This window comes from Nocardia alni, from assembly GCF_019038435.1.
Classification (GTDB): domain Bacteria; phylum Actinomycetota; class Actinomycetes; order Mycobacteriales; family Mycobacteriaceae; genus Nocardia; species Nocardia alni.
Map to the genome: position 1 here is coordinate 1 of NZ_JAGPOX010000142.1, position 25,023 is coordinate 25,023.

25 protein-coding genes and 1 tRNA gene are annotated in these 25,023 nt (G+C 67.4%); 15 read left to right on the top strand and 11 right to left on the bottom strand.

What is annotated here, in order from left to right; genetic code table 11:
* Positions 1-32: 32 nt before the first annotated feature.
* The 5 genes from JZ791_RS35995 to JZ791_RS36015 form a co-directional block, all read right to left on the bottom strand.
* On the bottom strand, positions 33-809 hold the full coding sequence (locus JZ791_RS35995; protein ID WP_216901087.1) for a MerR family transcriptional regulator: 777 nt from the start codon (positions 807-809) through the stop codon (positions 33-35).
* A gap of 86 nt (positions 810-895) precedes the next feature.
* Positions 896-2,410, bottom strand: a complete 1,515-nt coding sequence (locus JZ791_RS36000) for a flavin-containing monooxygenase (protein ID WP_216901088.1) — start codon at positions 2,408-2,410, stop codon at positions 896-898.
* A gap of 5 nt (positions 2,411-2,415) precedes the next feature.
* The gene (locus tag JZ791_RS36005; RefSeq protein WP_216901090.1) at positions 2,416-3,336 is read right to left on the bottom strand and encodes a ferritin family protein; all 921 of its coding nucleotides are present in this window, start codon (positions 3,334-3,336) and stop codon (positions 2,416-2,418) included.
* 1 nt (position 3,337) lies between these two features.
* Positions 3,338-4,246: an SDR family NAD(P)-dependent oxidoreductase gene (locus JZ791_RS36010; RefSeq protein ID WP_216901091.1), complete on the bottom strand. Its 909-nt coding sequence runs from the start codon at positions 4,244-4,246 to the stop codon at positions 3,338-3,340.
* 2 nt (positions 4,247-4,248) lie between these two features.
* The gene (locus JZ791_RS36015; RefSeq protein ID WP_254206902.1) at positions 4,249-5,241 is read right to left on the bottom strand and encodes an alpha/beta hydrolase; all 993 of its coding nucleotides are present in this window, start codon (positions 5,239-5,241) and stop codon (positions 4,249-4,251) included.
* A gap of 22 nt (positions 5,242-5,263) precedes the next feature.
* On the opposite strand from JZ791_RS36015, the gene JZ791_RS36020 reads away from it, so the two are divergent.
* Positions 5,264-5,461 (top strand): hypothetical protein, encoded by a 198-nt coding sequence (locus JZ791_RS36020; RefSeq protein WP_216901092.1) that lies wholly within the window; start codon positions 5,264-5,266, stop codon positions 5,459-5,461.
* Positions 5,462-5,488: 27 nt separating this feature from the next.
* Positions 5,489-5,559: transfer RNA gene (locus JZ791_RS36025), tRNA-Gly, on the top strand.
* A gap of 72 nt (positions 5,560-5,631) precedes the next feature.
* Here JZ791_RS36025 and JZ791_RS36030 read toward each other — a convergent pair.
* A complete protein-coding gene (locus tag JZ791_RS36030; RefSeq protein ID WP_308163293.1) occupies positions 5,632-6,681 on the bottom strand; it encodes a glycoside hydrolase family 183 protein in 1,050 nt (349 codons plus the stop codon).
* Between the two features lie 271 nt (positions 6,682-6,952).
* Positions 6,953-7,732, bottom strand: coding sequence for an alpha/beta fold hydrolase (locus JZ791_RS36035; RefSeq protein WP_308163295.1), 780 nt, complete (start codon positions 7,730-7,732; stop codon positions 6,953-6,955).
* 75 nt (positions 7,733-7,807) lie between these two features.
* On the opposite strand from JZ791_RS36035, the gene JZ791_RS36040 reads away from it, so the two are divergent.
* From JZ791_RS36040 to JZ791_RS36055, 4 genes are all read left to right on the top strand, one after another.
* Entirely contained in the window at positions 7,808-8,032 is a 225-nt protein-coding gene (locus JZ791_RS36040) for a hypothetical protein (protein ID WP_216901093.1), read from the top strand.
* Positions 8,019-8,315, top strand: a complete 297-nt coding sequence (locus JZ791_RS36045; protein WP_216901094.1) for a type II toxin-antitoxin system PemK/MazF family toxin — start codon at positions 8,019-8,021, stop codon at positions 8,313-8,315. The genes JZ791_RS36040 and JZ791_RS36045 overlap by 14 nt, the downstream gene beginning before the upstream one ends.
* Positions 8,316-8,445: 130 nt before the next feature.
* The gene (locus tag JZ791_RS36050; RefSeq protein ID WP_216901095.1) at positions 8,446-8,775 is read left to right on the top strand and encodes a hypothetical protein; all 330 of its coding nucleotides are present in this window, start codon (positions 8,446-8,448) and stop codon (positions 8,773-8,775) included.
* Between the two features lie 97 nt (positions 8,776-8,872).
* On the top strand, positions 8,873-9,562 hold the full coding sequence (locus JZ791_RS36055) for a class I SAM-dependent methyltransferase (RefSeq protein WP_216901096.1): 690 nt from the start codon (positions 8,873-8,875) through the stop codon (positions 9,560-9,562).
* Positions 9,563-9,570: 8 nt separating this feature from the next.
* On the opposite strand, the gene JZ791_RS36060 is transcribed toward JZ791_RS36055, so the two are convergent.
* Positions 9,571-10,176 carry an alpha/beta hydrolase family protein gene (locus tag JZ791_RS36060; RefSeq protein WP_216901097.1) on the bottom strand — a complete coding sequence of 202 codons (606 nt, stop codon included), beginning with the start codon at positions 10,174-10,176 and terminating at the stop codon, positions 9,571-9,573.
* 241 nt (positions 10,177-10,417) lie between these two features.
* Between JZ791_RS36060 and JZ791_RS36065 the strand changes: the two genes are divergently transcribed.
* The 5 genes from JZ791_RS36065 (at position 10,418) to JZ791_RS36085 (ending at position 17,078) form a co-directional block, all read left to right on the top strand.
* Positions 10,418-12,244 carry an acyl-CoA dehydrogenase gene (locus JZ791_RS36065; RefSeq protein WP_216901098.1) on the top strand — a complete coding sequence of 609 codons (1,827 nt, stop codon included), beginning with the start codon at positions 10,418-10,420 and terminating at the stop codon, positions 12,242-12,244.
* A gap of 287 nt (positions 12,245-12,531) precedes the next feature.
* Positions 12,532-13,614, top strand: coding sequence for a glycoside hydrolase family 183 protein (locus JZ791_RS36070; RefSeq protein WP_216901100.1), 1,083 nt, complete (start codon positions 12,532-12,534; stop codon positions 13,612-13,614).
* A gap of 267 nt (positions 13,615-13,881) precedes the next feature.
* Positions 13,882-14,913, top strand: a complete 1,032-nt coding sequence (gene gnd / locus JZ791_RS36075; RefSeq protein ID WP_216901102.1) for a phosphogluconate dehydrogenase (NAD(+)-dependent, decarboxylating) — start codon at positions 13,882-13,884, stop codon at positions 14,911-14,913.
* A 326-nt stretch (positions 14,914-15,239) separates the two neighbouring features.
* On the top strand, positions 15,240-16,397 hold the full coding sequence (locus tag JZ791_RS36080; RefSeq protein WP_216901104.1) for a glycoside hydrolase family 3 N-terminal domain-containing protein: 1,158 nt from the start codon (positions 15,240-15,242) through the stop codon (positions 16,395-16,397).
* 81 nt (positions 16,398-16,478) lie between these two features.
* Positions 16,479-17,078 (top strand): TetR/AcrR family transcriptional regulator, encoded by a 600-nt coding sequence (locus JZ791_RS36085; protein ID WP_216901106.1) that lies wholly within the window; start codon positions 16,479-16,481, stop codon positions 17,076-17,078.
* 12 nt (positions 17,079-17,090) lie between these two features.
* On the opposite strand, the gene JZ791_RS36090 is transcribed toward JZ791_RS36085, so the two are convergent.
* Positions 17,091-17,624, bottom strand: a complete 534-nt coding sequence (locus JZ791_RS36090; RefSeq protein WP_216901108.1) for a GNAT family N-acetyltransferase — start codon at positions 17,622-17,624, stop codon at positions 17,091-17,093.
* A gap of 61 nt (positions 17,625-17,685) precedes the next feature.
* Positions 17,686-19,011, bottom strand: coding sequence for an acetyl-CoA C-acetyltransferase (locus tag JZ791_RS36095; RefSeq protein ID WP_216901110.1), 1,326 nt, complete (start codon positions 19,009-19,011; stop codon positions 17,686-17,688).
* 116 nt (positions 19,012-19,127) lie between these two features.
* On the opposite strand from JZ791_RS36095, the gene JZ791_RS36100 reads away from it, so the two are divergent.
* Positions 19,128-20,489 (top strand): 3-oxoacyl-ACP reductase, encoded by a 1,362-nt coding sequence (locus tag JZ791_RS36100; RefSeq protein WP_216901112.1) that lies wholly within the window; start codon positions 19,128-19,130, stop codon positions 20,487-20,489.
* Positions 20,486-21,388, top strand: a complete 903-nt coding sequence (locus JZ791_RS36105; protein ID WP_305802144.1) for a MaoC family dehydratase — start codon at positions 20,486-20,488, stop codon at positions 21,386-21,388. The genes JZ791_RS36100 and JZ791_RS36105 overlap by 4 nt, the downstream gene beginning before the upstream one ends.
* Before the next feature lie 177 nt (positions 21,389-21,565).
* On the opposite strand, the gene JZ791_RS36110 is transcribed toward JZ791_RS36105, so the two are convergent.
* Positions 21,566-23,050 carry an ADP-ribosylglycohydrolase family protein gene (locus JZ791_RS36110; protein ID WP_216901114.1) on the bottom strand — a complete coding sequence of 495 codons (1,485 nt, stop codon included), beginning with the start codon at positions 23,048-23,050 and terminating at the stop codon, positions 21,566-21,568.
* Between the two features lie 204 nt (positions 23,051-23,254).
* On the opposite strand from JZ791_RS36110, the gene JZ791_RS36115 reads away from it, so the two are divergent.
* Entirely contained in the window at positions 23,255-23,770 is a 516-nt protein-coding gene (locus JZ791_RS36115) for a universal stress protein (RefSeq protein WP_216901116.1), read from the top strand.
* 92 nt (positions 23,771-23,862) lie between these two features.
* Complete coding sequence (locus JZ791_RS36120) at positions 23,863-24,951, top strand: isochorismate synthase (RefSeq protein ID WP_216901118.1); 1,089 nt, start codon at positions 23,863-23,865, stop codon at positions 24,949-24,951.
* Positions 24,952-25,023 lie beyond the last annotated feature (72 nt).

Here is a 25,023-nt window from a genome sequence, read left to right on the forward strand (position 1 = left end):
GGCGGTGGGGACGAGGCGGGCCAGGCCGCGGCTCACTTGCCCTGCTGGGTTACCCGTCCGCGCCGCAGCGCCGCAGTTGCCAGATAATCGCCCAGCTCGGACTGCAGCACCCGGTCCAGCGCCTGGGCCAGACTGGTGTGTACCGAGGTGACGCCGAGTTCGCGCAGGTGGTTGAGCATCTGCGTGGTCTGGGCGATCTCCTCGTTGGTCTCGGGCAGCCAGCCGGGGCCGTGCTCGTCGACCAGATGATCCTTGGCCGCGGTGACCATCAGCGCGGCGATGTCGTCGACCCGGCTGATCACCGCGGAGTACAGGTCCAGCAGTTTGCGCAGCCCGATTCCGTAGCCGTGCAATTCGGCGAACGTCGTGAGCAGCTCGGGCTCGGTGAATTCCACCGTCTCCTCGTGCAGCCGGGCCAGGCCCAGCTCACTGAGCCGGGCCAGCAGAGCGGGGTCCGGCTGCCCCTCGTCGTGCTCGCCGAGCACGGTCGCGACGAGTTCGCGCGGCACCTCGAGCGTCTCGCCCTTACCCCAGGTAGCGGTGACGGCGTGTTGCAGGCCGAGGATCTCGGTCAGGTCCTTGCCGGTCTCCCAGCTGGTGATGAAGTCGGCGATGTGCGCGGTGGTGAACCCGCGCTGCAACAGCGAATCGATGATCTTCAGGCGCTCGAGATGCGACTCGTCGTAGATGAACGCCCGGCCGCGGCGCTTGTCCGGCACCGGGAGCAGGCCGCGCTCCTGATAGGCACGGACATTGCGGGATGTGGTGCCGGCCGCCTGGGCGAGATCGTCGATGCGGTATTCCGCCATTCGAGAATCTCCATTCCCTTCGCCGCGAGCCGATCGGAGCGCCTGCGCCGCGGGCCGCGGCACAGGCGCACTGCTTCCGGTCGAGTCTAGCCGGTGCCCGCGGGCACCGGCCGTTGCTCACCGGGTGTCCGGATACCCGGTGTCACGACGAAGTCGTCCAGGTCGACGGCCGCCAACTGCCGGGTGTACTGGGTGCCGAAGCCGGGGTACATGGTGGCGTTGAATCCCTCGTCCGTGAGATACCAACTGTGGCAACCGGAATTCCAGGTCGTGGCCGTGAGCCGCTTCTGCAGCCGGACGTTGTAGCGGTCCTGCCGCTCACGACGCACCTCGAGCGAGCGCAGCCCCCGATCGAGGATGAGACCGATGGCATCGGTCAGATAGTCGATCTGGGCCTCCATGTACACCAGGGCGGAGTTGTGCCCGGGACCGGAGTTGGGGCCGAAGGTGAGGAAGAGGTTGGGATACCCCGCGACCGTCACGCTCTTGAACGCGTAAGCCCCGCCGCGCCATTCGTCGGCCAGTACCCTGCCCTCGCGCCCGGTGACCGGAATCGGCGTGCCCGCCTTGGACACATCGAAGCCGGTGGCGAACACGATGCAGTCGAAGCGGTGTTCGATGCCCTCGGCGGTACGGATGCCATGCGGGCTGATGGATGCGATCGGCCAGGTCACCAGCGTGCAGTTGTCCCGCTGCAGCGCCGGGTAGTAGTCGCTGCTCATCAGCAGGCGCTTGCAGCCGGCCCGGAAGTCCGGGGTCAGCTGGCGGCGCAGCCACGGGTCACGCACCTGGGATCGCAGGTGCAGCAGGGAAACCGACTCGACCACCCGGGTCAGCGGGGTATTCCACACCACGCCGAGCGCCACCGACTCGTGGCCCCAGAACCAGGCCTCGCGCGCCAGCGACTCGGCGATCGGCAACTGCCGGTAGACCCGCTTGGTGAGCGTGTTCGTGCGGCGGTTGACACGCGGCAGCACCCAGCCGGGCGTGCGCTGGAACACCTTGACCGATCCGGCCTGCCGCACCAGCTCCGGGATGATCTGTACCGCACTGGCGCCGGTGCCGACCACGGCCACGCGCTTGCCCGCGAAATCGTAGTCGTGATCCCATCGGGCACTGTGGATCTTGTGGCCCTCGAAGGTCTCGATGCCGGGGATGGCGGGCAGGCTGGCATTGGCCAGCGGACCCGACGCGAGAACCACGGTGCGCGCCCGCACCTTTCGGCGGCGTCCGGTGAAGGCGACGGTCCACAACCCACCGGCCTCGTCGTACTCGACTCCGGTCACGGTGTGGCCGTACCTGATCCGCGGGCCGATCCCGAATTCCTCGACCATCGAATCGATGTAGCCGAGGATTTCGGCGCTTCCGGAATAGGTTTGCGACCAGTCCGGATTCGGGGCGAAGCTGTAGGAGTACAGCCGCGAGGGGATATCGCACGCCGCACCCGGATAGGTGTTGTCCCGCCACGTGCCGCCGGGCCGCTCGCCGCGTTCGAAGATCGCGAAGTTGCCTATCCCCTTCTGCCGCAACCGGATCGCGGCGCCGATGCCCGCGAATCCGGCGCCGATGATCGCGACGTCCAGTACCTGCGACTCACTCATACCACTCACGCGACCGGCTCGTAGGTCAGTTCCTTCGACCAGGTCGGTTGTGGTCGCAGCAGGCGCCTCGGATAGCGCGCGGTCAGCTTCACCATGGCGTCGGCGAACAGGTGATACGGGTGGCCGCGATTGATCACCCAATTGCCGTGCAGCTTGACGACCTGATACATCGGCAGCCGCCGCGCGAACTCGCTGCGCTCACCCACACTGGCGAAGCGGCGCATCGCGACGTAGAGCTTCTCCTCGCTGACGCCCATCGCCACGATGTTGTCGCGCATCTTGTTCAGCAGCGGAACGTAACTGAGCGTGCCGATGATCAGCGAGGGCTTCATCCACCCGCCCACCATGTCGATCGCCAGCTTGCGAACCGGGGCGTGGCCGAGCAGATCCATGACCGCGTAATCGGTTGCCAGGTGCCGGGATTCGTCGTTGTTGATCTTCTTGAACACCTCCTGGGCGACCGGATCGGTGACCTCGTCGGTGATGAACTTGATCAGCGCGCCGTCCAGCGCCACCTCGAGCATCGGGATCACCGTGCCCAGGAACGACAGCGACATGCCGTCGGAGTACTTGTCCAGGAAGTCGATCACCAGCTTGACGTTGACGTTCGGCTCCGGGATCTCGTCACCGTCGAGCATGCCCCAGCGCCGCATCAGCGCCAGCTCGGCGTTGGCGTGCCGCTGCTCCTCGGCGTGGAAGTACCGGTAGATCTCCTTCAGGGTCTGGGTGGGCGCCTTCTTCGCCATCGCGGCGAAACCCCGGGCGCCGACGTTCTCGATCCACATCAGATCGGCCATGAAGGGTTTCAGGCGGGCGTGCAGATCCGGTTCGATCAGCTCGGCGCCCGGTGCGTCCCAGTCGATATCGGCCAGCGCCCACTGCCGGGACTTGATCTTGGCCAGCATGTCGTCGAAGTCGAATGACATGTCAGACTCCTGTCTTTTCGTTGCTCGCGCCCGCGGGCGCCGCCGAATTCGGATCATCCTGCGGCAGAAGATGGTTCACAATTCCCAGGGCGTGTGTGTAGAGGGCCGGGAAGTGGCGCTTGAGATGCCAGATCAGCTGGGCGTCCAGCTGCGGCAGCACGTACAGCCGGCCGCGGTCGTTGGCGTCGAGTGTGCTGCGCGCCACCTGCTCGGGCGTGAAACCGGTCCAGCGCATGAGGGTTTCGGCCAGGCGCATGGATCCGGCCGTGATGCGTCCGTCGCGTGCGACATTGGTCCGCACGAAGGTCGGGCACAGCACCGTCACCGCGATGCCGCTGCCGGACAGTTCGGCGCACATCGTCTCCGACAGCGACATCACCGCCGCCTTGGACACGTTGTACGGGCCCATCGACGGCGCCGCCGCGAATCCGGCGGCCGAGGCGACATTTATGATGCCGCCGCGCCCGGCCGCGCGCAGCTGCGGCACGAAGATCTCGCTGCCGTGCACGACACCCCACATGTTGATGCCCAGCGCCCACTGCCAGTCGTCGAATCCGATCTCGCCCACGGGCTTTCCGCCGATGCCGACGCCCGCGTTGTTGATCACCAGGGTGGGTGGGCCGCCGAACAGCAACTCCGCGTGCATGGCCAGGCTCTCCACATCCGAACGCCGCGAGACATCGCAGAAGACGGCGTGCGCGGGGCGGCCGTGGATTCGGCCGATCAGCCGGACGGTTTCGTCCGCGCGATCCTTGTCGATGTCCGCGCACACGACTTCACCACCGCGGGCAGCCAATTCGAGCGCGAAGGCCCGTCCGATACCGCTGCCCGCACCGGTCACCACGGCCTTGGCGCCGTGGGAGCGGCGGCCGCCGCCCAGGGCGGCGACCAGATTGTCGACTATCCACATGATCAGCTCACCTGTTCTCGAACCGAAGCGTTCCTCAGCGCGGAGCGGACGAAATCCGCGGCGCGGCGCAGTGCGGGTCCCGCCTCGGGAACCAGCAGCGGCAGCGCCTGGAAGACGTGAATGCGGCCGGGCCACAGCTCGAGCTCGCAGCGCACCCCGGCCGCGACGGCCATATCGCGCAGGTGCCGCGCGTCGCCGCAGAGCATCTCCTCGGCACTGGCCTGCACGAACAGCGGTGGCAGCGCGGCGCCGCGCGGAATGGCCAGCCGCAGGCGCGGCGATGCTGGAGACTGACCGCGGGTGTAGAGCTCCACGAGCCGCCGGCCCGCCCGCGCGGGCGCCATCGGATCGGGGCGGCGCCGGTCCTGCTGTTCGGCGAGCGTGAGCGTCAAATCCAGCAGCGGCGAGAACATGAATACCCCGGCGGGCTGCGGTGCGCCGGTTCGGGCGTTGTCCAGCACCAGATCCAGCGCCAGATGCCCGCCCGCGGAATCGCCTCCGATCACCAGATCCCCTGCGCGGTAGCCATGTTCGAGCAGCCATCGATAACCGGCGGCGACGTCGTCGGCCGCAGCGGGGAAGGGATGCTCGGGCGCGAGCCGGTAATCGACCAGGAGTACCGGCAGCCCGGTCACCTTCGACAACCGCGAGGCCAAACCCCGATGGGTGCGCGCCGAGCAGACGACGTATCCGCTGCCATGGATGTAATAGATCGCCCGATCGCCGTGCTCGACCCCGGCCGCACGGACCCATTCACCGCGCAGGCCGCCCGATCGGACCGCTGTCACCCGCGTGCCCGGCAGCGGCGGACCGAACGCCGCCATCACCGCGGCGATCAGCCCGCGCCCCGCCCAGATCCCGGCGCGGTTCGCCGGTAGCAGGCCGTTGACCTGCCGCAGACCGGCGACCGATGCGACAGCCGCAAGCTGCGATCGCAGCGACGCCGATCCCGGCATTCCGGTGCCAGAGGTCGCCACTGACCCTGTACTCGTCATGATCCCGAGCATCACAGCGAATGTGCCAGTTGTCAATGGCACATTTGTCGATGCATTCATCGACGACGCGCTGGAGACCTACGAGGAGCTCGCTGTTCCGGACTCAGGCGCGGACTCCGAGGAGCCGGACGATCCCGCGCAGGAACAGCATGTACTGCGGCCGTGGACAACCCCTACCGCGGGCGCCCGATCACATTGCACCGCCCGGCCTGCGGTCTGATAAGGTTGCGAACGCAGTAGACGCAGTGCCGGTGTGGTGTAGTGGCAACACGCTACCTTCCCAAGGTCGAATTGCGGGTTCGATTCCCGTCACCGGCTCTCTCACCCTCTTCGCCCTATGGCGCTCGCCGAGGCCGATTCTCAACGGCGACAGGCAATTTCACCCAGCGATCACAGCGTCGTGCGCATGAGAAGTACGTTGTACTGGCTGTGCACGGTGGTGAGGTAGTACAGCTCGCGGCCGGTCTGATACGGGAAGATCGACGGGGCGTACGCGGTGGGGAGTTCGCGAGTGTCGATCAGGACCTCGGGTGGACTCCACGGACCCTCGGGGTTCGGCGAGCGGCGCATGACGACCGAGTTGAACCGGTCGGTCGTCAGCATCAGATATTGGCCCAGGTACCGATTCCACATCACCGACAGCTCGCCGACGCCGCCGGCGATGGGTGCCGCCGCGTTCACATCACGGGGACGCCACCGGCCCCCGTCCCAGTATTCGTAGGCGTCGAGATTCTGAATATCGCCCTCGCGGACCCGGGCGACGTATGCGGCATGGTTGCGGCCCGAGGGAGTGCCGTATTCGTAGACCCAGCCACCGGACTTGGCGAACGCGTTCATCTGGAACTTCGCATTGCCCCCGGTGTTGGGGCGGCGGGTGAAGTGCAGATCGGCCCAGGTCTCACCATTGTCGGCCGAGGCGGCCAGGCCCGAGTAATTGGTTGTCCACTGACCGACGTCGTCCCAGCTGCGCACCGACATCAGACTCATGTATTGCACGCCGCCGACCTCGATGCCCGCGGTAGGGATCCGGCTGATCTCGAGGAACGGAATCTTGGGGCTGGGAATGAGATCCCGCGCCCCGAACATGTCGTGCACCACGCTGTCGTAGAAGATGCCGTTGGCCGGATTCTGGGTGTGACTGCGCAGCAGGATATTGCTGCGCCAGGCCCAGAAGCTGCCGGACAGCAGGTTCGGCAGGCCCATTCCGGCCGAATCACCGAATGCGGTGAGCATTTGGCCCTTGCCGTTGTCCCACATGATGCCCAGATCGGTGCCGAGAACGTTGTAATTCTCGGTGTTGTTCGGGCTGGCCATGCCGGTCACCTGGAATACGGCCCGGGAGCGGCCGACCAGATGCGGCAGGCCCGCGGTGCCGTTCAGCACCGGAATCGGGTTGATGGAATTGGGATTCGCCCCGGCCGGCGCGGGAATCGTCAGCAATACCGCCGATGCGCTCGCCAGGACGGTCAGTAGGATCGATGTAATTGTGAACGATGCACTTTTCGACGATGCGCGCTTGGACAATGTCGGCAGGCCCTCCGAGTCTCGCCGAGACCGCTGGCCGACACCGATGCAGACTTGTGCGACCACACACGATCATCGACTGGCTGGCAAACTGCGGAAATGCTAACAACAGCCGCGATTGCTTATGGTTTGCCACACCGAGTTTCTGGGTAATTCGAAAGATTTCCCGTAATGCCGGGGAGGCTCGCTATCGCGCTTCCAGGTGGTCGAGCAGGATTGCCGCACATCCTGCCGGATCGTCGTAGAACGGCGTGTGGCCGCTGCCCGGCAGGGTGTGGTGGCGCGCGGCGGGCAGCCGGGCGCGGGCTCGGCGGCTCTGTGTGGCATGGGTCAGCAGGATGTCGCGACTGCCCCAGGCGACGGTGACCGGCACGCGGGCCAGACGTCCACTGTCCTGGAGGCGGGCGCGGTCGAACGACGCCAGGGCGGCGGCGAAGCCTGGAGCGTCGATCGCGCCGTCGACGGTGGCCACGGCGGTCTCGCCGTCGACCGCCCAGGGCCTGCCGAAGACCAGGCTCAGAAATGCGGTGCGCCCGGCGGGGGTGCCCAGGATCGCGGGCAATGCGGGCCGCAACGCCGCACCGAGCGTCGTGGACCGGCCCAGCGACTGCTGGCACCAGACGCGCCCGGCGGTGGACCAGAAGCCGATCGGCGAGAACGCCGTCGCCGACCGGGCCAGACCGCGGGCGGCGAGGTTCAGCACGATCAGCCCGCCCATCGAGTTACCGGCCAGATGTGCCGGCTCCAGTCCGGTCTGGTCCAGGAAGGCGGCCAGCGCATCGGTGAGCGTGTCGACGGTGGTGCGCTCGAGCGGCGCCGAACGCCCGAATCCGGGCAGGTCCACGGCGTATACCTCGAACGAGTCGGTCAGCCGTTCGAACAGCGGCTGCCACACCTGCCAGCGGCTGCCGACACCGTGCACCAGGACCAGCGGTTCCCCCGCGCCCGCGCGGTAATGGTTCAGCACCGGCCCAGGGTAGCAACCATTGGCGTCATGCCAACAGAGATGAATGCGCCGGTCGCACGGGGTACGATAATTGGTATGGCTACCCGTAAGGTGACGTTGTCCTTGGACGCGGCGTCCTGGTCGTATGCCGAGCAGGCCGCAGCACGCGCCGGTATGTCCCCGTCCGCGTGGATATCCCGTGCGGCCCGGCGTGAAGCGGTGCGCACCGGCTGTAATCCGGTGCCCGATCCGGCCGAATTCGCGATCTCCGACGAGGCGGAACTGGCCGCCGCAGAGAAGGCCATGCGTGCGCAGGGGTGAACTGTGGATCTACAACCCGCACGGTTCGCCCAGGCGTCGTCCCATCATCCTGATCTCGAGCGACGGCATCAATGAGTCTCCGCGCCCGTGGTTGGTCGCCGCCGAACTACTCGACTCCGATCCCCTCGACATCCTGGCCGTGACGATTCCCGGTCACGGCTGGGTACACGCGGGCAATATCGGCCGTATCTACCGGGGTTGGCTGGCCGAACGCATCGGCCAGGTGGACGAGGACACCCTGGAACGCGTCGATACCGCCCTGCGTGCGGCCCTGGATCTATAACCGGGCGCCGAGTCCGCGACTGTGGATCCTCACCTCCAACTACCCCCACGCGACGGGATACGGCAATATCTCCACGGCGGTTGCGCTTCACCGCCATAGCCGCCCTTACAGTGAGAGTTGAGGAAGTCAGTTGAGGATTACGCTGATCGCCGCCGCATTCGTCGCCCTGCCGCTGCTCGCGGCCTGTGGCTCGGACCACTCGGCCGCCGCCCAGCCGCAGATCACCCAGCAGGATCTGTCCAAATCGCTGCAGAGCAGCGGCCTGAAGGATCCGAATCTGGCCGACTGCGCCGCGAAGATCTATGTGAACCAGGGTATTTCACAGGACGGCCTGCGCCTGATGACCAAGCCCGGCACCAACGCCCAGGCCCAGGACCCGGCCACGATGGGCCTGAGCAAGGACGACGCCGACAAGGCCCGCACCGCCACCCAGAAGATCGTCACCGACTGCATCCAGTGAGCCCGCGCGGGCGATCCGGCCGTCGTGCCGGGTCGCCCGCTCCCGCCGCCGACCGTCGCCGCTGTACTCACCTGCCATCCCCCATAGACTCGGCGTCATGGATGCGGCCGACTGGGACAAGCGGTACTCACAGAGCGAGTTGGTCTGGGGCGCACCGCCGAACGCCACCGTGGTCGAGCACATCTACGGGCTGGAACGCCGGATCCCGCTGCAACCCGACGCACCGGGCCAGGCTCCCCCGGCACTGCCGCGCGCGTTGGATCTCGCATGCGGTGAAGGACGCAACACCCTGTGGCTGGCCACGCACGGCTGGCAGGTCCACGCCGTGGATTTCTCTCAGGTCGGCATCGATAAGGGCCGCACGGTGGCCGCACGGCTGTCCCGGTCGGTGCGCGGCCGCGTGGACTGGCGGTGCGCCGACGCCACCGATCTGGACACCGCCGGAATCACCGGGCCGTTCGAGCTGGTACTGATCGTCTTCCTGCATCTGCCCGCGCCGCAGCGCCGGGCCACGCTGACCCGGGCCGCCCGGCTGCTCTCCCCCGGCGGCACCCTGCTGATGCTGGGCCACGACACCACGAACATCACCGACGGGTTCGGCGGCCCGCAGGATCCGCAGATCCTGTTCACCCCGGACGACATCGTCTCGGATCTGGCCGCGGCGGGCGATATTCACATCCGCGTCGCCGAGCGCGTCCATCGCCAGACCGAGGGCCGCGACGCGATCGACGCGCTGGTCATCGCCGACAAGGTCGTGCCGGATCTGCCGGAGCAGGCGACGGAATAGCCTGCGGGTCAGCCGGTTTCGCTCCAGCGGCGCAGCCAGGGCTCCGCCGTGTCCGCGATCAGATCGAATCCGGTGCGGAACGAATGCGGCTGTCCCGCAATGATTGTCACCTGCGCGGCATCGGCCGGATCCGGTATGCCGAACGGGTCCTTCTCGCCGTTGATCACCACGACATCGAGCGTCCCGGACGCGGCCAGCAGTTCGTCGCGGCGCGTCTTGTCCGGCTTACCCGGCGGATGCAACGGGAAGGACAGGGCCAGCACGCCCCTCGCCCCGGCCGCGACGGCGGTGCGGCAGGCCACGCGCGCACCGTTGCTGCGCCCGCCCTGAATCAGCGGCGTCGCGCGCACCTTCTTACGCAACGCCCCGACGATCTCCAGCCACGCGGCGTCCTGCGGGGTCGTCGATCCGGGCGCACGTCGTCCCGCCACCCGATACGGCTGCACAACCCGTGCGACGGCGCCACCGAGTTCGACCGCGCGATCGCGCACCGCGAGCAGATCCTTCGCCTCGACACCGCCGCCCGAACCGTGCGTCAGCAACAGCAGGAATCGCGCCGCCTTCGGCTTGTCCAGCTCGATCTCCGCAGGTCCAGCACTCGTCTCGATCCGCACAAACTCACAGTAACTCCCCGGCGTCGACCGGCCGCGCGGACATCGCCGCGGGCGGCGACACGACGCCATCGCTGTTCCTCGCGTCACACTGCGCGATCAGCTCTTTGTAGCGGAATTACTGATCAGTAATATAAGTTGTAAGTTACCGACGAGTAGAAGACCGCTACCCGGCGGTGAACGGGCGGGAACGGCAGTTCCGAACAGTCCGGCCGCACCAACTCGATGGAGAGTGAGTAGACAGATGGGTCACTACAAGAGCAACGTCCGCGACCTGGAGTTCAACCTCTTCGAGGTGCTCGGCCTCGGTTCTGTCCTGGACAGCGGCGCCTACGGCGATCTGGACAGCGACACCGTCAAGGAGATGCTGAGCGAGGTACGCCGGCTGGCCGAGGGCCCGCTGGCCGAGCCGTTCGCCGATGCCGATCGCAACCCGCCCGTCTTCGATCCCGCCACGCACAGCGTGTCGATCCCCGAGTCGTTCAAGAAGGCGTTCCGCGCCCTGCAGGAAGGCGGCTGGGAGAAGCTGGGCCTGCCCGAAGAACTGGGCGGCCTCGGCGTCCCCAGGGCCATCCACTGGGCGATCAGCGAACTGATCCTCGGCGCGCAGCCCGCCGCGTACATGTACGCCGCCGGCCCCGGCTTCAACACCATCTTCTGGAACAACGGCACCGACGAGCAGAAGAAGTGGGCCAAGATCGCGGTCGATCGTGACTGGGGCGCCACGATGGTGCTGACCGAGCCCGACGCCGGCTCCGACGTGGGCGCGGGCCGCACCAAGGCGATCCAGCAGGAGGACGGCACCTGGCATATCGAGGGCGTGAAGCGCTTCATCACCTCGGGTGACTCCGACGATCTGTTCGAGAACATCGTGCACCTGGTGCTCGCGCGTCCCGAGGGCGCGGGACCGGGCACCAAGGGCCTGTCGCTGTTCTTCGTGCCCAAGTTCCACTTCGACCACGAGACCGGCGAGATCGGCGAGCGCAACGGCGTCTTCGTCACCAACGTCGAGCACAAGATGGGCCTGAAGGTCTCGGCCACCTGTGAGGTCACCTTCGGCGGGCACGGCGTGCCTGCCCAGGGCTGGCTGGTCGGCGAGGTGCACAACGGCATCGCGCAGATGTTCGACGTCATCGAGAACGCCCGGATGATGGTGGGCACCAAGGCCATCGCCACGCTGTCCACCGGATACCTGAACGCCCTGGACTACGCCAAGCAGCGCGTACAGGGTGCGGATCTGACCCAGATGACCGACAAGGCCGCCCCCCGCGTCACCATCACCCACCACCCGGACGTGCGGCGCAGCCTGGCGACCCAGAAGGCATACGCCGAGGGACTGCGCGCGGTATACCTGTACACCGCCGCCCATCAGAACGCCGATATCGCACAGCTGGTCTCCGGTGCGGACGCGGACCTGGCGGCGCGGGTCAACGACCTGCTGCTGCCGATCGTCAAGGGCGTCGGCTCGGAGCGGGCCTACCAGTACCTGACCGAATCGCTGCAGACCTTCGGCGGCTCCGGGTTCCTGCAGGACTACCCGATCGAGCAGTACATCCGCGACGCGAAGATCGACTCGCTGTACGAGGGCACCACCGCGATCCAGGCGCAGGACTTCTTCTTCCGCAAGATCGCCCGCGACCGCGGCGTCGCGCTGGCGCACGTGGCCGGGCAGATCTCCAAATTCCTCGAGCGCGAGGGCGGCAACGGCCGCTTGAAGGCCGAGCGCAAGCTGCTGGCCACGGCGCTCGAGGATGTGCAGGGCATGGCGGCCACGCTGACCGGGCATCTGATGGCCGCGCAGGAGAACCCGAGCGAGCTGTACAAGGTCGGCCTGGGTTCGGTGCGGTTCCTGATGGCCGTCGGCGATCTGCTGATCGGCTGGCGACTGCTGGAGCAGGCCGAGATCGCCATCGCCGCGCTGGACAACGGCTCGAGTGAGGCGTTCTACACCGGCAAGGTGGCCACCGCGCAGTTCTTCGCGCGCAACGTGCTGCCCGAACTGACGGCCGTACGCACCGTCCTGTCCAACCTGGACAACGACATCATGGAGCTGGACGAGGCCGCGTTCTGATCCCCTGCGGCCGGATCTGAGCTTCAAGGCAACCGGCATCCGATCAAAGAAACAGCCCCGCGAATAGGACTCATCGTCCACATCGCGGGGCTGTGTCGTGTCTCGCGCGACATAGGCCCTGTTCGCGGGTTCTACTGGACGCGCCGATCGGTGTGATTTATCACGATTACGTAACAGACCGCCTGTTGCAGGCCGACGCGCAAGATGTCGCGGGGCGCAAACCTCACATCCATGCCGTAAACCCGGCACAATACCCACGGCGCGAACTCTAGGAAGGGACCAGAGGTATGAAACGACTGTCCGCATTAGCCGGAGCCTGTGCGGCGGTTGCAGTCCTTGCGATCGGATCGTCCCCTGCGGGGGCCGACCCCAACAACATCAACCCCTTCCCAGGGCTGAACGGTACCTACGGCCTTCCTCACCTACCCGGCCCCACCCAGGCGATCTTCCAGCTGACGGGTATGGCCAGCCCCAACCACACCGACCAGCAGAACGTGCTCGGCACGGACCTGGGCATCATGTGGGACGACGGGCGCGGACATATGATCAGCGCCTACGGCGACACCGCCGGATTCGGCGCGCCGAACCTGCTGGCCGGAAGCATCTGGGCGTGGCGCTCGAATGTGCTGTACCGCAGTCCCGCCGGCGAGAATCCGGCGCACGGCATCCGCTACAACAGCATGGTCGACAACCCGCTGCCCAGTCCGAAGATCCCGGGCATCGAGATCAGCTTCATCCCGACCGCCGGGGTCTCGGTCGGCGGCGTGCAGTTCATGCGCATGATGTCGGTGCACGACTGGGGCCCGGACGGAAAGTGGAACACCAACTTCTCCACCCTGGCGGCCTCCGGTGACGACGGCCAGACCTGGGCGCAGCTACCCACGACCCGCCGCGCCTCCCAGGGCCCGTGGAACAGATTCCAGCAGAGCGCCTACGTGAAGGCCGGCGATTACGTCTACGAGTACGGCAGCCCGCCCGGCCGCAACAACCCCGCCTTCATCGCGCGGGTCAAGCAGGCCGATATCGCCAACAACGAGGCCTACGAATTCTGGGACGGCAAGACCTGGAAGCCCAAGGACGTCAACGCCGCCCAGCCGATCGCCGGTGGCATCGGCGAGCTGTCGGTAGCGTGGAACGATTATCTGCACCAGTACGTGATGCTGACCACCGACCCGTTCAACTCGGTCGTGATGCGCACCGCACCGAACCCGGAGGGCCCGTGGAGCCCGGCGCGAGTACTGGTCGACGCACGCAGCCTGCCGACCGCCTACGCCCCCATGATCTACCCCTACCAAACCGGCAGCTCGCTGTACTTCGCACTGGGCGTCCACAACCAGTACAACGTCGTACTGATGCGCACCCCGCTCTGAAAAAGATAGAGCCCCGTGCGGTTGCCGGGTCGGGGGTCTGGCAACTGCACGGAGCCATCCTGAATATCGGCGCGACCCGGTAGGCGTTACACCCATCTATTTCGGAGGTCGCAACCATGGGCTTCGAGACGCAACCCACCACCCACAAGAGCGACGGCAAGCTGCCGGGTACGCTCAAACCCGGATCGGCCCCCGTCCGCAGGCACGCATATACGACGGGACCGCAGCACTGAGCCGCGCGAAAAATTCGCGGAGAGGCGGAATAGCATGCAGCTGGGAATGATCGGCCTGGGCCGGATGGGCGCGAACATCGTGCGCCGCATCGTCCGGGATGGGCACACCGCGGTCGGTTACGCCCGCCGCGAGACGCAGATCAAGGAGTTCACCGAGGAGCTCGGTGACAAATTCACCGGCGCGACCGACTACAAGTCGTTCGTCGCGCAACTGGAGTCCCCGCGCATCGTGTGGGTGATGATCCCGGCCGGGGCGACCGGTGCGATCATCGACGAGGTCGCCGAGCTGCTGGATCCGGGCGACATCATCATCGACGGCGGTAACAGCCGCTACCACGAGGACATCAAGCGGGCGAAGCAGCTGGCGCCCAAGGGCATTCACTACCTGGACATCGGCACCTCGGGCGGCGTGTGGGGCCTGGAGCGCGGCTACTGCCTGATGGTCGGCGGCGAGGCCGAGACCGTCGCGCATATCGAGCCGCTGCTCAAGTCCATCGCGCCCGGTGTAGATGCCGCCGAGCGCACGCCGGGCCGCACCGGCGAGCCGTCCCGGGCCGAACAGGGCTACCTGCACTGCGGGCCGGCGGGCGCGGGCCACTTCGTGAAGATGGTGCACAACGGCATCGAGTACGGCGCCATGGCCGCCTACGCCGAGGGCCTGAACATCCTGCACAAGGCCGATATCGGCGCGCAGGTAGAGGACTCGCACTCGGCGGAGGAGACCCCGCTGGACAACCCGGAGTACTACAAGTACGACATCGACGTACCCGAGGTCACCGAACTGTGGCGACGCGGTTCGGTGGTCGCGTCCTGGCTGCTCGACCTGACCGCGCAGCAGTTGCACCAGGATCCGGCGCTGTCCTCGTTCGGCGGCCGGGTCTCGGACTCCGGCGAGGGCCGCTGGACCATCGATGCGGCCATCGACGAGGGCGTTCCGGCGCCGGTGCTGTCAGCGGCGCTGTTCGCCCGCTTCTCCTCGCGTGGCGAGTCGCTGTACGCGGACAAGGTGCTCTCGGCGATGCGCAAGGGCTTCGGCGGGCACGACGAGTTGCCGTCTGCCAAGTAGCTCCCCTGTCCGGTCGTGGCGGCCGGGTGTATGTACGAACGGCGCTGTCCCGCACTGTCATTCCGGTGCGGGACAGCGCCTTTTCGTCGCCGTGTATACCCGCCAGGACACGGGCGCATGTTCCAGTTGCCAGTAGATAGCCATCAATCGGATCGCGGCTCGTCCCTGCCGCGATACGCGGCTATAATTTGTGACAAATGCCGCAACCACCGGAGAGGTCGCATCGCGCTGCCAGTTTGCCGAGCAGCTCTCGGCAGACCGGTCGCCGATTCGGTGACGGCGACGGGAGTAGGCGCGGGCGGCCGAACCCGCTACGGTCGGGTGCCATGCGCATGGTTCCCGGGATAGTGCTCGCGGTGATGGCCCTCGGCCTGACCGCGTGCTCGAGCGGCTCCACCACCTCGACGTCGACGAGTTCAGACGCCGCCACGAGCGCCCGGGTCTCCCGACCGGCCACCCCGACGAAGACCCAGCTCGACTGCAACGCAGGCTATCTCGCCCAGTTCACCACCCGGCAAAAGCTGGCGCAGCTGCTCACCGTCGGGGTCACCGGCACCCAGGACGCGCTGAACCTGGTGCGCACCGAACAGGTCGGCGGCATCTTCATCGGCAGCTGGACCGAGCCCGCGCTGCTGGCCGATAAGCAGATCGATCAGGTCAAGGCGGCGGCGCGGGTACCGCTCATGGTCACCATCGACGAGGAGGGCGGGCGGGGCTCCCGGCTGGCGGACCTGATCGGGGAGGCGCCCTCGGCGCGGGTCACCGCGCAGACCCAAACGGTCGACGAGTTCTACCAGAAGAGCCTGGCGCGCGGGCGGGCGATGAAGGATCTGGGCATCACCGTCGATTTCGCGCCCGACACCGATGTGAGCAACGAGCCCGACGACGGCGTCATCGGTGACCGCTCGTTCTCCAACGACCCGAATGTGGTGACGCAGTACGCGGGGACGTTCATCCGGGCCATGCACGACGCCGGGGTCGGCACCGTGATGAAGCATTTCCCGGGTCACGGCCACGGTTCGGGCGATTCACACACGGGCGCGGTGCAGACCCCACCGCTGGCCCAGCTGCAGAACGACGATCTGGTGCCGTTCCGCGGCCTCATCGGCTCCGGCGCTGCGGTCATGGTCGGGCATCTGGACGTGCCCGGGCTGACCAACGGCGTCCCGGCCAGTCTCAGCCCACAGGCGATGTCACTGCTGCGCAAGGGCGTCGGATACAACGCCGCGCCCTACAACGGGCCGATCTTCACCGACGATCTGAGCGGAATGGCCGCGATCACCCAGCGGATGGGGATCGAGGACGCCGTGGCCACCGCGCTCGAGGCCGGGGCCGACAGCGCCCTGTGGATCAGCAGCGGCGCCGTCTCCGCGGTACTCGACCGGCTCGTGCAGCAGGTGCAGTCCGGCAAGCTCCCGATGGCACAGGTCGACGCCTCGGTGCTGCGAATGGCCGCGTTCAAGGGCATCCATCCGAGCTGCTGAGCGGCGAATTTCCGGCACATGGCGGTCCACGTATCTTACCTTGGAGTAAGATGTGACTTCACCATGGGCCTAGGAGTGTGAATGGCAGGCGGTACGAAGCGGCTCCCCCGAGCGGTTCGTGAACAGCAGATGCTGGACGCCGCGGTCGAGGTGTTCTCGCTCAAGGGATATCACGACACGTCGATGGACGCGATAGCCGCCGAGGCCAAGATCTCCAAGCCGATGCTCTATTTGTACTACGGCTCCAAGGACGAGCTGTTCCGGGCCTGCATCACACGGGAGAGCATGCGCTTCATCGAGTCCGTCGCGGTCGCGGGCAATCCACAGCTCACGCCGCACGAACAGCTGCGCGCGGGGCTCGAGGCGTTCCTGTCGTATGTCGACTCGCATCGTTTGTCCTGGCAGGTGCTCTACCGGCAGGCGCTGGGCCAGCAGCCGTTCGCCTCGGAGATCGCCAACAGTCGCGAGCGGGTCATCGAGCTGACCGCGAAACTCCTGGAATCCAGCGCCAAATACGCCGAGCCCGGCACCAATTTCGACATCGTGGCGGTGGCGGTGATCGGTGCGGGCGAGGCCATCGCCGACCGCATCGCCAGCGGCGAGGTCCAAGTTCAGGAGGCGGTGAACCTGCTGGACGACCTGGCCTGGCGGGGTCTGTCGGGCAAGAAGAAGCCCGAATAGCTCACCGGCGTCTCACGATTCGCGGCCCCAGCCCGCGGGATCGCAGTAGTGGATCCAGCTGTCGGTATTCAGATGCTCGGCGGCGGCCAGGCCCGCGCGCAGGGCGACACGTTCGGAGTCGCTGTTCCCCGGTTGAATTCGCGCGATCACCGGCAGCTCCGGCAGGTGCGCGCGCGACCAGGCCACCACTGCCGCGGCGGCCTCGGTGGCCAGGCCTCGGCCCCGAACCGCCTCGGCCAGGTGGTAATACAGATTCAGCGCCGGACCCTCGTGCATATTCATCGACCGGATTCCGCAAAAGCCCACGACGGCATCGGCCGCAGTGTTCTCGCGATACCGGATCACCCAGTAGCCATACCGGTACCGCCGCCAATGGTCGTCCCAATCCTGAAATTGCCGCTGCGCCATGGCCTGCGTGCGAATCGTCGTGACCCCGGGATGCGGATGGCGGCCGATCTCCAGGATCGCGTCGGCATCACCGGGCGCCGGGCGGCGCAGAATCAGCCGCTCCGTCTCGATCTCCACATCCTGCGACACATCACGCACAGCTGCGACTGTAGTGGTGGACGGGCGGCCCGGCCCATCGGCGATGGGCCGGGCCGGGGTCTCAGCGCTCCAGGATTGCCACGACGCCCTGGCCACCCGCGGCGCAGATGGAGATCAGGGTGCGTCCGGAACCCTTCTCGGCCAGCTGTTTCGCGGCCTGGGCGATGATGCGGCCGCCGGTGGCGGCGAAGGGGTGGCCCGCGGCCAGGGAGGAGCCGTTGACGTTGAGCTTGGCCCTATCGATGGCGCCGAGCGATCCGTCCAGGCCCAGGCGCTCCTTGCAGTACTGATCGGATTCCCATGCCTGCAGGGTGGCCAGGACCACCGAGGCGAATGCCTCGTGGATCTCGTAGTAGTCGAAGTCCTGCAGGGTGAGGCCGTTGCGGGCCAGCAGGCGCGGGACCGCGTAGGTGGGGGCCATCAGCAGGCCGTCGGGGCCGTGGATGTAGTCGACGGCGGCGACCTCGCTGTCGATCAGGTAGGCCAGCGGCTTCAGGTTGCGTTCGGCGGCCCATTCGTCGCTGGACAGCAGCACCGCCGACGCGCCGTCGGTGAGGGGGGTGGAGTTGCCCGCGGTCATGGTGGCGTCGCCCAGTTTGACGCCGAAGACCGGCTTCAGCGTGGACAGCTTCTCGATGGTCGAACCGGGACGCAGGTTGTCGTCGCGGGTCAGGCCCAGGAAGGGGGTGATGAGGTCGTCGAAGAAACCGCGGTCGTAGGCGGCGGCCATATTGTGATGCGACCGATAGGCCAGCTCGTCCTGCGCCGCACGAGCGATGCCGAACTCCTTGGCGGTGATCGCGGCATGCTCGCCCATCGACAGGCCGGTGCGCGGCTCGGCGTTGCGGGGGATCTCGATGCCGACCATGCTCGGACGCAGGCGGCCGACCAGCTTCACGTAGTCGGAATTCTTCCGGGCGCGGTTGGCGTCGAGCATCCATTCGCGCATCGACTCGCTGACGCCGATCGGCGCGTCCGAGGTGGTGTCGCTGCCACCGCCGACACCGGCCTCGATGCGGCCCAGCGCGATTCCGTCGCCAACGGTGACGATCGACTGCAGGCCGGTGCCGCAGGCCAGCTGCAGATCGTGCGCCGGGGTGTACGGCGACAGCTCGCTGCCCAGCACGCTCTCGCGGATCAAGCCGTGCTCGCCGACGCGCTTGAGCACCGCGCCGCCGACCACCAGGCCCAGTCGCTCGCCCTGCAGCCCGAAGCGGCTGACCAGGCCGTTGAGCGCCGCGGTGAACATGTCCTGATTGGAGGCGTGCGCGTATTTGCCGTCGGAACGGGCGAACGGGATCCGATTACCGCCCACGACGGCGACCGGACGTGCCTGCTTGGTGTTCGTGGCCGAACCAGCCTTCGCCGAACGGGCTTTGGTTGTCACTTCGACTCTCCAGTCGTCTCGTCATGTGTGCGCTGTCGGTTTACATTAAACTTACTCCGGAGTAAGTTTGTTGTCGATACGGACGTCGCCGACCAGACAAGGAAAAGGTAGGAACAGTGGCAGCCAGCAAGAGCAAGGGCGCTCCCAACCTCTACGGATCGTTCGTTCACTCCGCCCCCGGTAACTTCCTGGCCGGCAGGCTGGGCCTACCGAAGCCGGAAAACCTGCGCCGCTACAAGGCGGGCGAGCCCGCACTGCCCGGCCCGGTGCTGCTGGGCGGTAAGGGCCGGGTCGCCGACGCGGTGCGCAACCTGCTGTCGGATTATGCCTTCGCGGACGCGCCCGCCCAGGGCACCAAGCTCGGCGCGTTGGTATTCGATGCCACCGGCCTCGGCTCGATCGAGGAGCTCGAGCAGCTGTTCGCGTTCTTCCAGCCGGCCATGCGCTCGATCGCGGCCAGCGGCCGGATCCTCGTGATCGGCACGCACCCCGAACTGACCTCGGGCGTGGACGAGCAGATCGCCCAGCGCGCGCTGGAGGGCTTCACCCGCAGCGTCGGCAAGGAACTGCTGCGCGGCGCCACCGCGAACCTGGTCTATCTGCACCCCGAGGCCGCCGCGGCCGCCACCGGCCTGGAATCCACGCTGCGGTTCATCCTGTCGGGTAAGTCGGCCTTCGTCGACGCGCAGGTGTTCCGGGTGGGTAAGGAAGACGCTGCGGATTCGTCCGTTGACTGGGACAAGCCGCTGGACGGCAAGGTCGCCGTGGTCACCGGGGCGGCGCGGGGCATCGGCGCGACCATCGCCGAGGTCTTCGCGCGCGACGGCGCGACGGTGATCTGCGCGGATATCCCGGGTGCGGGCGAGGCGCTGTCCAAGACGGCCAACCGGGTCCACGGCACCGCGCTGGCCGTGGACGTCACCGCCGCCGACGCGGCGGACAAGATCGCCGAATTCGCCACCGAGCGCTTCGGCGGCATCGACATCATCGTGCACAACGCCGGAATCACCCGCGACAAGCTGCTGGCCAATATGGACGCCGCGCGCTGGAATTCCGTGCTCGGCGTGAATCTCGCCGCACCGCACCGCATCACCGAGCGGCTGGTGGCCCAGGGCGTGCTGAAGCAGGGCGGCCGGGTGATCGACGTGTCCTCGATCGCCGGTATCGCGGGCAACCGCGGACAGACCAACTACGGCGCGTCCAAGGCGGGCGTCATCGGGATGGTCAACGCCGAGGCGCCGCAACTGGCCGCCAAGGGCGTCACGATCAACGCGGTCGCACCCGGTTTCATCGAGACCGCGATGACCGCCGCCATCCCGCTGGCCACGCGCGAGGCCGGTCGGCTGATGAGCTCGCTGAACCAGGGCGGGCAGACCGTCGATGTCGCCGAGACCATCGCCTACTTCGCCGGTCCCGCATCGAATGCGGTGAGCGGCAATGTCGTTCGCGTCTGCGGTCAGAGCCTGATCGGGGCATGATGACACAGACCATCACGCTGCACTCCGCACCCAAGACGGGCAATCTGTACCTGAAGGCCGCGCTGGGAGCCGTTCCGCTGCCGATGATTTCCGATCGCAAGTCCGAAATCCCGGATCGCGCGATCGAATTGAACGGGCTGACGGTGGACGCCGATCATCTGGCCGCGTACTGCCACGCCACCGGCCTGCGGTTCGGTGACGCGCTGCCGCTGACCTACCCGTTCGTGCTGGCCTTCCCGCTGGCGATGCAGTTGGTGACCGCCCGGGACTTCCCGTTCACCGCGGTCGGCGCGGTGCACGCGGAGAACCTGATCGAGCGCACCCGGGAGATCTCGGTGAGCGAGCCGCTGGATTTCCGGGCCCACGTGGAGAATCTGCGCGAGCATCCCAAGGGACTGCTCGTCGATGCGATCACCGAGATCTCCGTCGGGCGCGAGCAGGTGTGGCGGCAGGTGACGACGTTCCTGCACCAGCAGCGCACGTCGCTGTCGGGCGGGCCGAAGCCAGAACCCAAACCGCAGGAGGCTCCCCCGCCGCCGCTGCGGACCTGGAAGGTGGATCAGGCGATGATCCACCGCTATGCCGCCGCCTCGGGTGATCGCAACCCGATCCACATGTCGGCCTTGAGCGCCAAGGCCTTCGGATTCCCCCGGGCGATCGCGCACGGAATGTGGTCGGCCGCGGCGATCCTCGCGACCGTCGAGGGACGCATACCGCACGCCACCACGTACGCGGTCAAATTCGGCAAGCCCATCCTGCTGCCGTCCACAGTCAACGTGTACGCCGATCAGGTCTCCGGCGGTTGGGATCTAGCCCTGAAACATCCGAAAAAAGGATACCCGCACCTGACTGCGACTGTCCGCCTCTCCGCGACTCAGCGCCCAACTGAGTGCCGTTGACTGTCGTGTATGCGTGCTCGCGGTTGGGTGCGAATCCCATTTTGGGCGTACCCGGCAGCTTGCCGTTCTCTCGACCGCAGGGGTTCCGTTGGCATCATTCAGGGTGTGCCGATGGGATTAGCTGGTAACGGCGCCTCTCGCCGCGTGAGAACGTGCGGCCTGCTCCTGTCGGCATTCTCAGCGTGAAACCACTTGTTGGCGGGCGAGGTCGAAGGTGCGGCGGGCTAGTGCCGAGATGGGGATGTTGTCGTAGCCGGATACTGCGGTGCGCAGGCGATCGTGGAACGGTCCGGTCCAATGGTCCGGTATCTCGCCTGCGCCCGACAGGATTCCGGCGACCGAGCCGGCGGTCGCGCCGTTGGAGTCGGTGTCCCAGCCGCTTTGCACGGTCAGCGCGATGGTGAGGGTGAAATCGCCTGCACCCCATAGGATTCCGGCGGCGATCAGGCAGGCGTTGCCGATGGCGTGCGACCAGTGGTAGTGATCGTGGCGGGCGTGCACCGTGGCTACGGCCTGCTCCCAGTCGACACCGGCACGGTAGTCGTCGATCACCTGCCCCAGTGCCACGGCCAGCCGGGAGTGCGACGGGATCATCCGCTGCGCGGTTCGCAGCGCCGCGGACGCGTCGGCGGCGGTGAAGGCCGCGGCGACCAGCGCGCCGGCCCACCCCGCGGCCCATAATCCGTTGCCGGTGTGCGAGATCGAGGCATCGCGAACGGCCAGGGCGGCCGCGCGCACCGGATCGCCGGGGCATACGTAGCCGTAGATGTCGGCGCGGATCAGCCCGCCGATCCATTCGCGGTACGGGTTGCGGTAGTGCGCCGTGGCAGGGGGTTCCAGGCCGTCGATCAGGTTGCGGTATGCGACGCGGTCGGCGGTGTAGGTCTGCATGAACGGCAGCCGCTCCAGCCATTCGCCGGCCACGTCGGCCGACGTGAAACCCGTACTGTGTGATTCGAGCAGGTGCAGACCCAGCACGGTGTAGTCCAGGGCGTCGTCGCGGGGGCAGCCGTCGACCCGGCCGCGCGTGGACTCCGGCCAGCTGCGCTCGAGGCGATACCCCTCCGGCATCGGGCTCGGCACCGGCACGTAGTCGGTGAGCGGATATGCGTCGGCGCGGTCCAGATAGGAACGGATTTCCCCCGGCGTCCACCGGAATCCGTTTCCCAGCGGCTTACCCAGGGTGCATCCGGCACAGCGGCCGAGCCAGCCACCCAGAATGCGGTCGTAGAGCCGGTTCGGCAGAATCGGCGGCACGGCTTGCCCATCGACCCCGTCGACCTCATCGACTCCACCGGCCGTGGCGGGGAACCGAATCCCGTCCTCGTCGTACGGCCAGTCCGGATCGTGCCGGGCGGCCTCGACCCGCTCGACCATGCGCCAGCAGGCGGCGGCGTTGGGGGTGGCGGTATGCGTGAGCTCGTACACCTCCTCGGCGAAATCACCCACGGCATAACCGGATTCGAGGCGTTGCAGCCATTCGAAGTACAGCAGCGCGCGGGGATCGCCCTCGGGGTGGGCGAAGAAGTCCTCGACGAGTTCCAGGTGCGACGGTAACGATTCGTCGCGCCGCAGTTCTCGGGCCCACCAGCGCCCCTCGTGGGCGCGCCGGCCGAATCCGGTGGGCACTGTGGCATTGCTTCGATGCGGGCCGATATCCACGCCGTGACGCTCCCAGGGGACGGTGCATTCGAGGCCAGGATACCCACCGGGGGTCACAATGAACGCACGTAGCGGTAATGGATCGCAACATTGCGTCCTCGCGTACACATTCGCGCTGGAAAGCCGTGCCGAGATCCCCGTTACAGACCACCCGGCCGGGTACTCTCACACCATAGTCAAGGCACCGGAACCCGGAGGTTCGTCATGCCCTGCGACATGATGTTGATCGCCTACGACGGATCGGAGAACGCCAAGCGGGCGGTCGAATACGCGGGGCGGTTCCTGTCCGCGCCCAAGGCGGTGGTGCTCACCGCGTGGGAGCCGATGGTCCGCCAAGCCGCTCGACTGTCCAGTATGTCCGGCGTCATGCAGCCGGAGTGGGTGTCCGACGAGGAGACCGAGGACATCGCCTACATCGACGCCAAACAGATCAATGCCGAAGGGGTGCGGCTGGCCAAACTGGCCGGTCTCAACGCCGAACCCCGCACCGCCGAATGCACATCCACGATCTGGAACGCGATCGTCGACGTCGCCGACGACCTGAACGTCGACATCATCGTCGCCGGAACGCGCGGGGCGACCGGACTGCGCGCACTACTGCACTCCAGCGTCGCCGAGGCGGTTCTCAAACACTGTCACCGTCCCATCCTGCTGGTGCCGCCCTGCAACCTGTCTTCGGTCCGCACCGGCGAGTCCTCGGCCGACCAGGCTCGCCGGTAGTCGCGTCGCAGGCGCTTGGCGCGGATCACAGTGAGAGATGCGTCCCGGTCGCGGCGATCAGCCGATGATCCCGGACTATCGTCGGGAACATTATGGATGGATTTCTGCTCGCTCAGCCCGAGAGCGTCGTTCGGGCCTCGGGGATCCGCCGCACGATCGACGACACCGAGCGTGCGGCGGCCGAACTGGCGGACGGAGCGGCCGAACTGATCGTGGGAGCGCTGCCGTTCGATCCGAGTAGACCGGCCGCGTTGAGCGTTCCCGAACGGGTGCGGCGCACCGCGGGTTCCTGGCGCCCGGCCGCACTGCCGCCGCTGCCGGACGTGCGGGTGATCACCGAAATTCCCAGTGCCGCCGAACATATCGCGCGCGTGACGAAACTGGTGGAGCAGCTGTCGGATTCGGCGCAACCGCTGCGCAAGGTGGTGGCCGCGCGCTCGGTACTCGCCGAGGCCGCCGCGGCGCTCGATCCCGAGGTGGTGGCCGCCCACCTACAGGTCCGCCATCCCCGGGCCAATGTCTTCGCTGTCGATCTGAGCCCCGCCGGGCACGACGCGACGCTGGTCGGCGCCACGCCCGAGGTGCTGGTGGCCCGGCACGGCGAGACGGTGACCCTGCGCCCGATGGCCGGGACCATCGCGCGTCACCCCGACCCCGCCGTCGACGACGACCGCGCGCGCGAGCTGCTGGCCAGCACCAAGAACCTGGAAGAGCACGCCTTCGTCATCGACTGGATCCGCGATCGACTGGCGCCGGTGTGTGAACTCACCATCCCGGACGCGCCGGAGCTGACCAACACCAACGAGGTGTGGCACCTGGCCACCCCCATCCACGGCCGCGTGCGCGACAGCCGCACGACCGCCCTGGACCTGGCGATCCTGCTGCACCCGACCCCGGCCGTCTGCGGCACCCCCACCGATCTGGCCCTGCGCGCCATCACCGAACTCGAGGAGGACCGCGGCTTCTACGGCGGCGCGGTCGGCTGGTGCGACGCCCGCGGCGACGGCGACTGGGTGATCGCGATCCGCTGCGCCGAACTGTCGGCCGACGGCCACACCGTGCGCGCCTACGGCGGCGGCGGCATCGTCGCGGCCTCCGACCCCCGCTCCGAACTCGACGAGACCACGGTCAAGCTCCGCACCTTCCTCGGCAGCCTGAACTGCGCACTCCCGGAACACTGATTACCGGAGCCGAATCCAGGACGAAACATCGCCGGCGCCGTTGGCCGCACCGAGCCCGGCCCACCCCCCGGC

What these genes read in the sequence shown, in the direction of transcription:
- JZ791_RS36085 (WP_216901106.1), top strand. Translation starts at nt 16,479, where the DNA reads ATGGCAGGCGGTACGAAGCGGCTCCCCCGAGCGGTTCGTGAACAGCAG.
- JZ791_RS36080 (WP_216901104.1), top strand. Translation starts at nt 15,240, where the DNA reads ATGCGCATGGTTCCCGGGATAGTGCTCGCGGTGATGGCCCTCGGCCTG.
- JZ791_RS36065 (WP_216901098.1), top strand. Translation starts at nt 10,418, where the DNA reads ATGGGTCACTACAAGAGCAACGTCCGCGACCTGGAGTTCAACCTCTTC.
- JZ791_RS36105 (WP_305802144.1), top strand. Translation starts at nt 20,486, where the DNA reads ATGATGACACAGACCATCACGCTGCACTCCGCACCCAAGACGGGCAAT.
- JZ791_RS36120 (WP_216901118.1), top strand. Translation starts at nt 23,863, where the DNA reads ATGGATGGATTTCTGCTCGCTCAGCCCGAGAGCGTCGTTCGGGCCTCG.
- JZ791_RS36005 (WP_216901090.1), bottom strand. Translation starts at nt 3,336, where the DNA reads ATGTCATTCGACTTCGACGACATGCTGGCCAAGATCAAGTCCCGGCAG.
- JZ791_RS36070 (WP_216901100.1), top strand. Translation starts at nt 12,532, where the DNA reads ATGAAACGACTGTCCGCATTAGCCGGAGCCTGTGCGGCGGTTGCAGTC.
- JZ791_RS36055 (WP_216901096.1), top strand. Translation starts at nt 8,873, where the DNA reads ATGGATGCGGCCGACTGGGACAAGCGGTACTCACAGAGCGAGTTGGTC.
- JZ791_RS35995 (WP_216901087.1), bottom strand. Translation starts at nt 809, where the DNA reads ATGGCGGAATACCGCATCGACGATCTCGCCCAGGCGGCCGGCACCACA.
- JZ791_RS36040 (WP_216901093.1), top strand. Translation starts at nt 7,808, where the DNA reads ATGGCTACCCGTAAGGTGACGTTGTCCTTGGACGCGGCGTCCTGGTCG.
- JZ791_RS36015 (WP_254206902.1), bottom strand. Translation starts at nt 5,241, where the DNA reads ATGACGAGTACAGGGTCAGTGGCGACCTCTGGCACCGGAATGCCGGGA.
- gnd (WP_216901102.1), top strand. Translation starts at nt 13,882, where the DNA reads ATGCAGCTGGGAATGATCGGCCTGGGCCGGATGGGCGCGAACATCGTG.
- JZ791_RS36115 (WP_216901116.1), top strand. Translation starts at nt 23,255, where the DNA reads ATGCCCTGCGACATGATGTTGATCGCCTACGACGGATCGGAGAACGCC.
- JZ791_RS36000 (WP_216901088.1), bottom strand. Translation starts at nt 2,410, where the DNA reads ATGAGTGAGTCGCAGGTACTGGACGTCGCGATCATCGGCGCCGGATTC.
- JZ791_RS36010 (WP_216901091.1), bottom strand. Translation starts at nt 4,246, where the DNA reads ATGTGGATAGTCGACAATCTGGTCGCCGCCCTGGGCGGCGGCCGCCGC.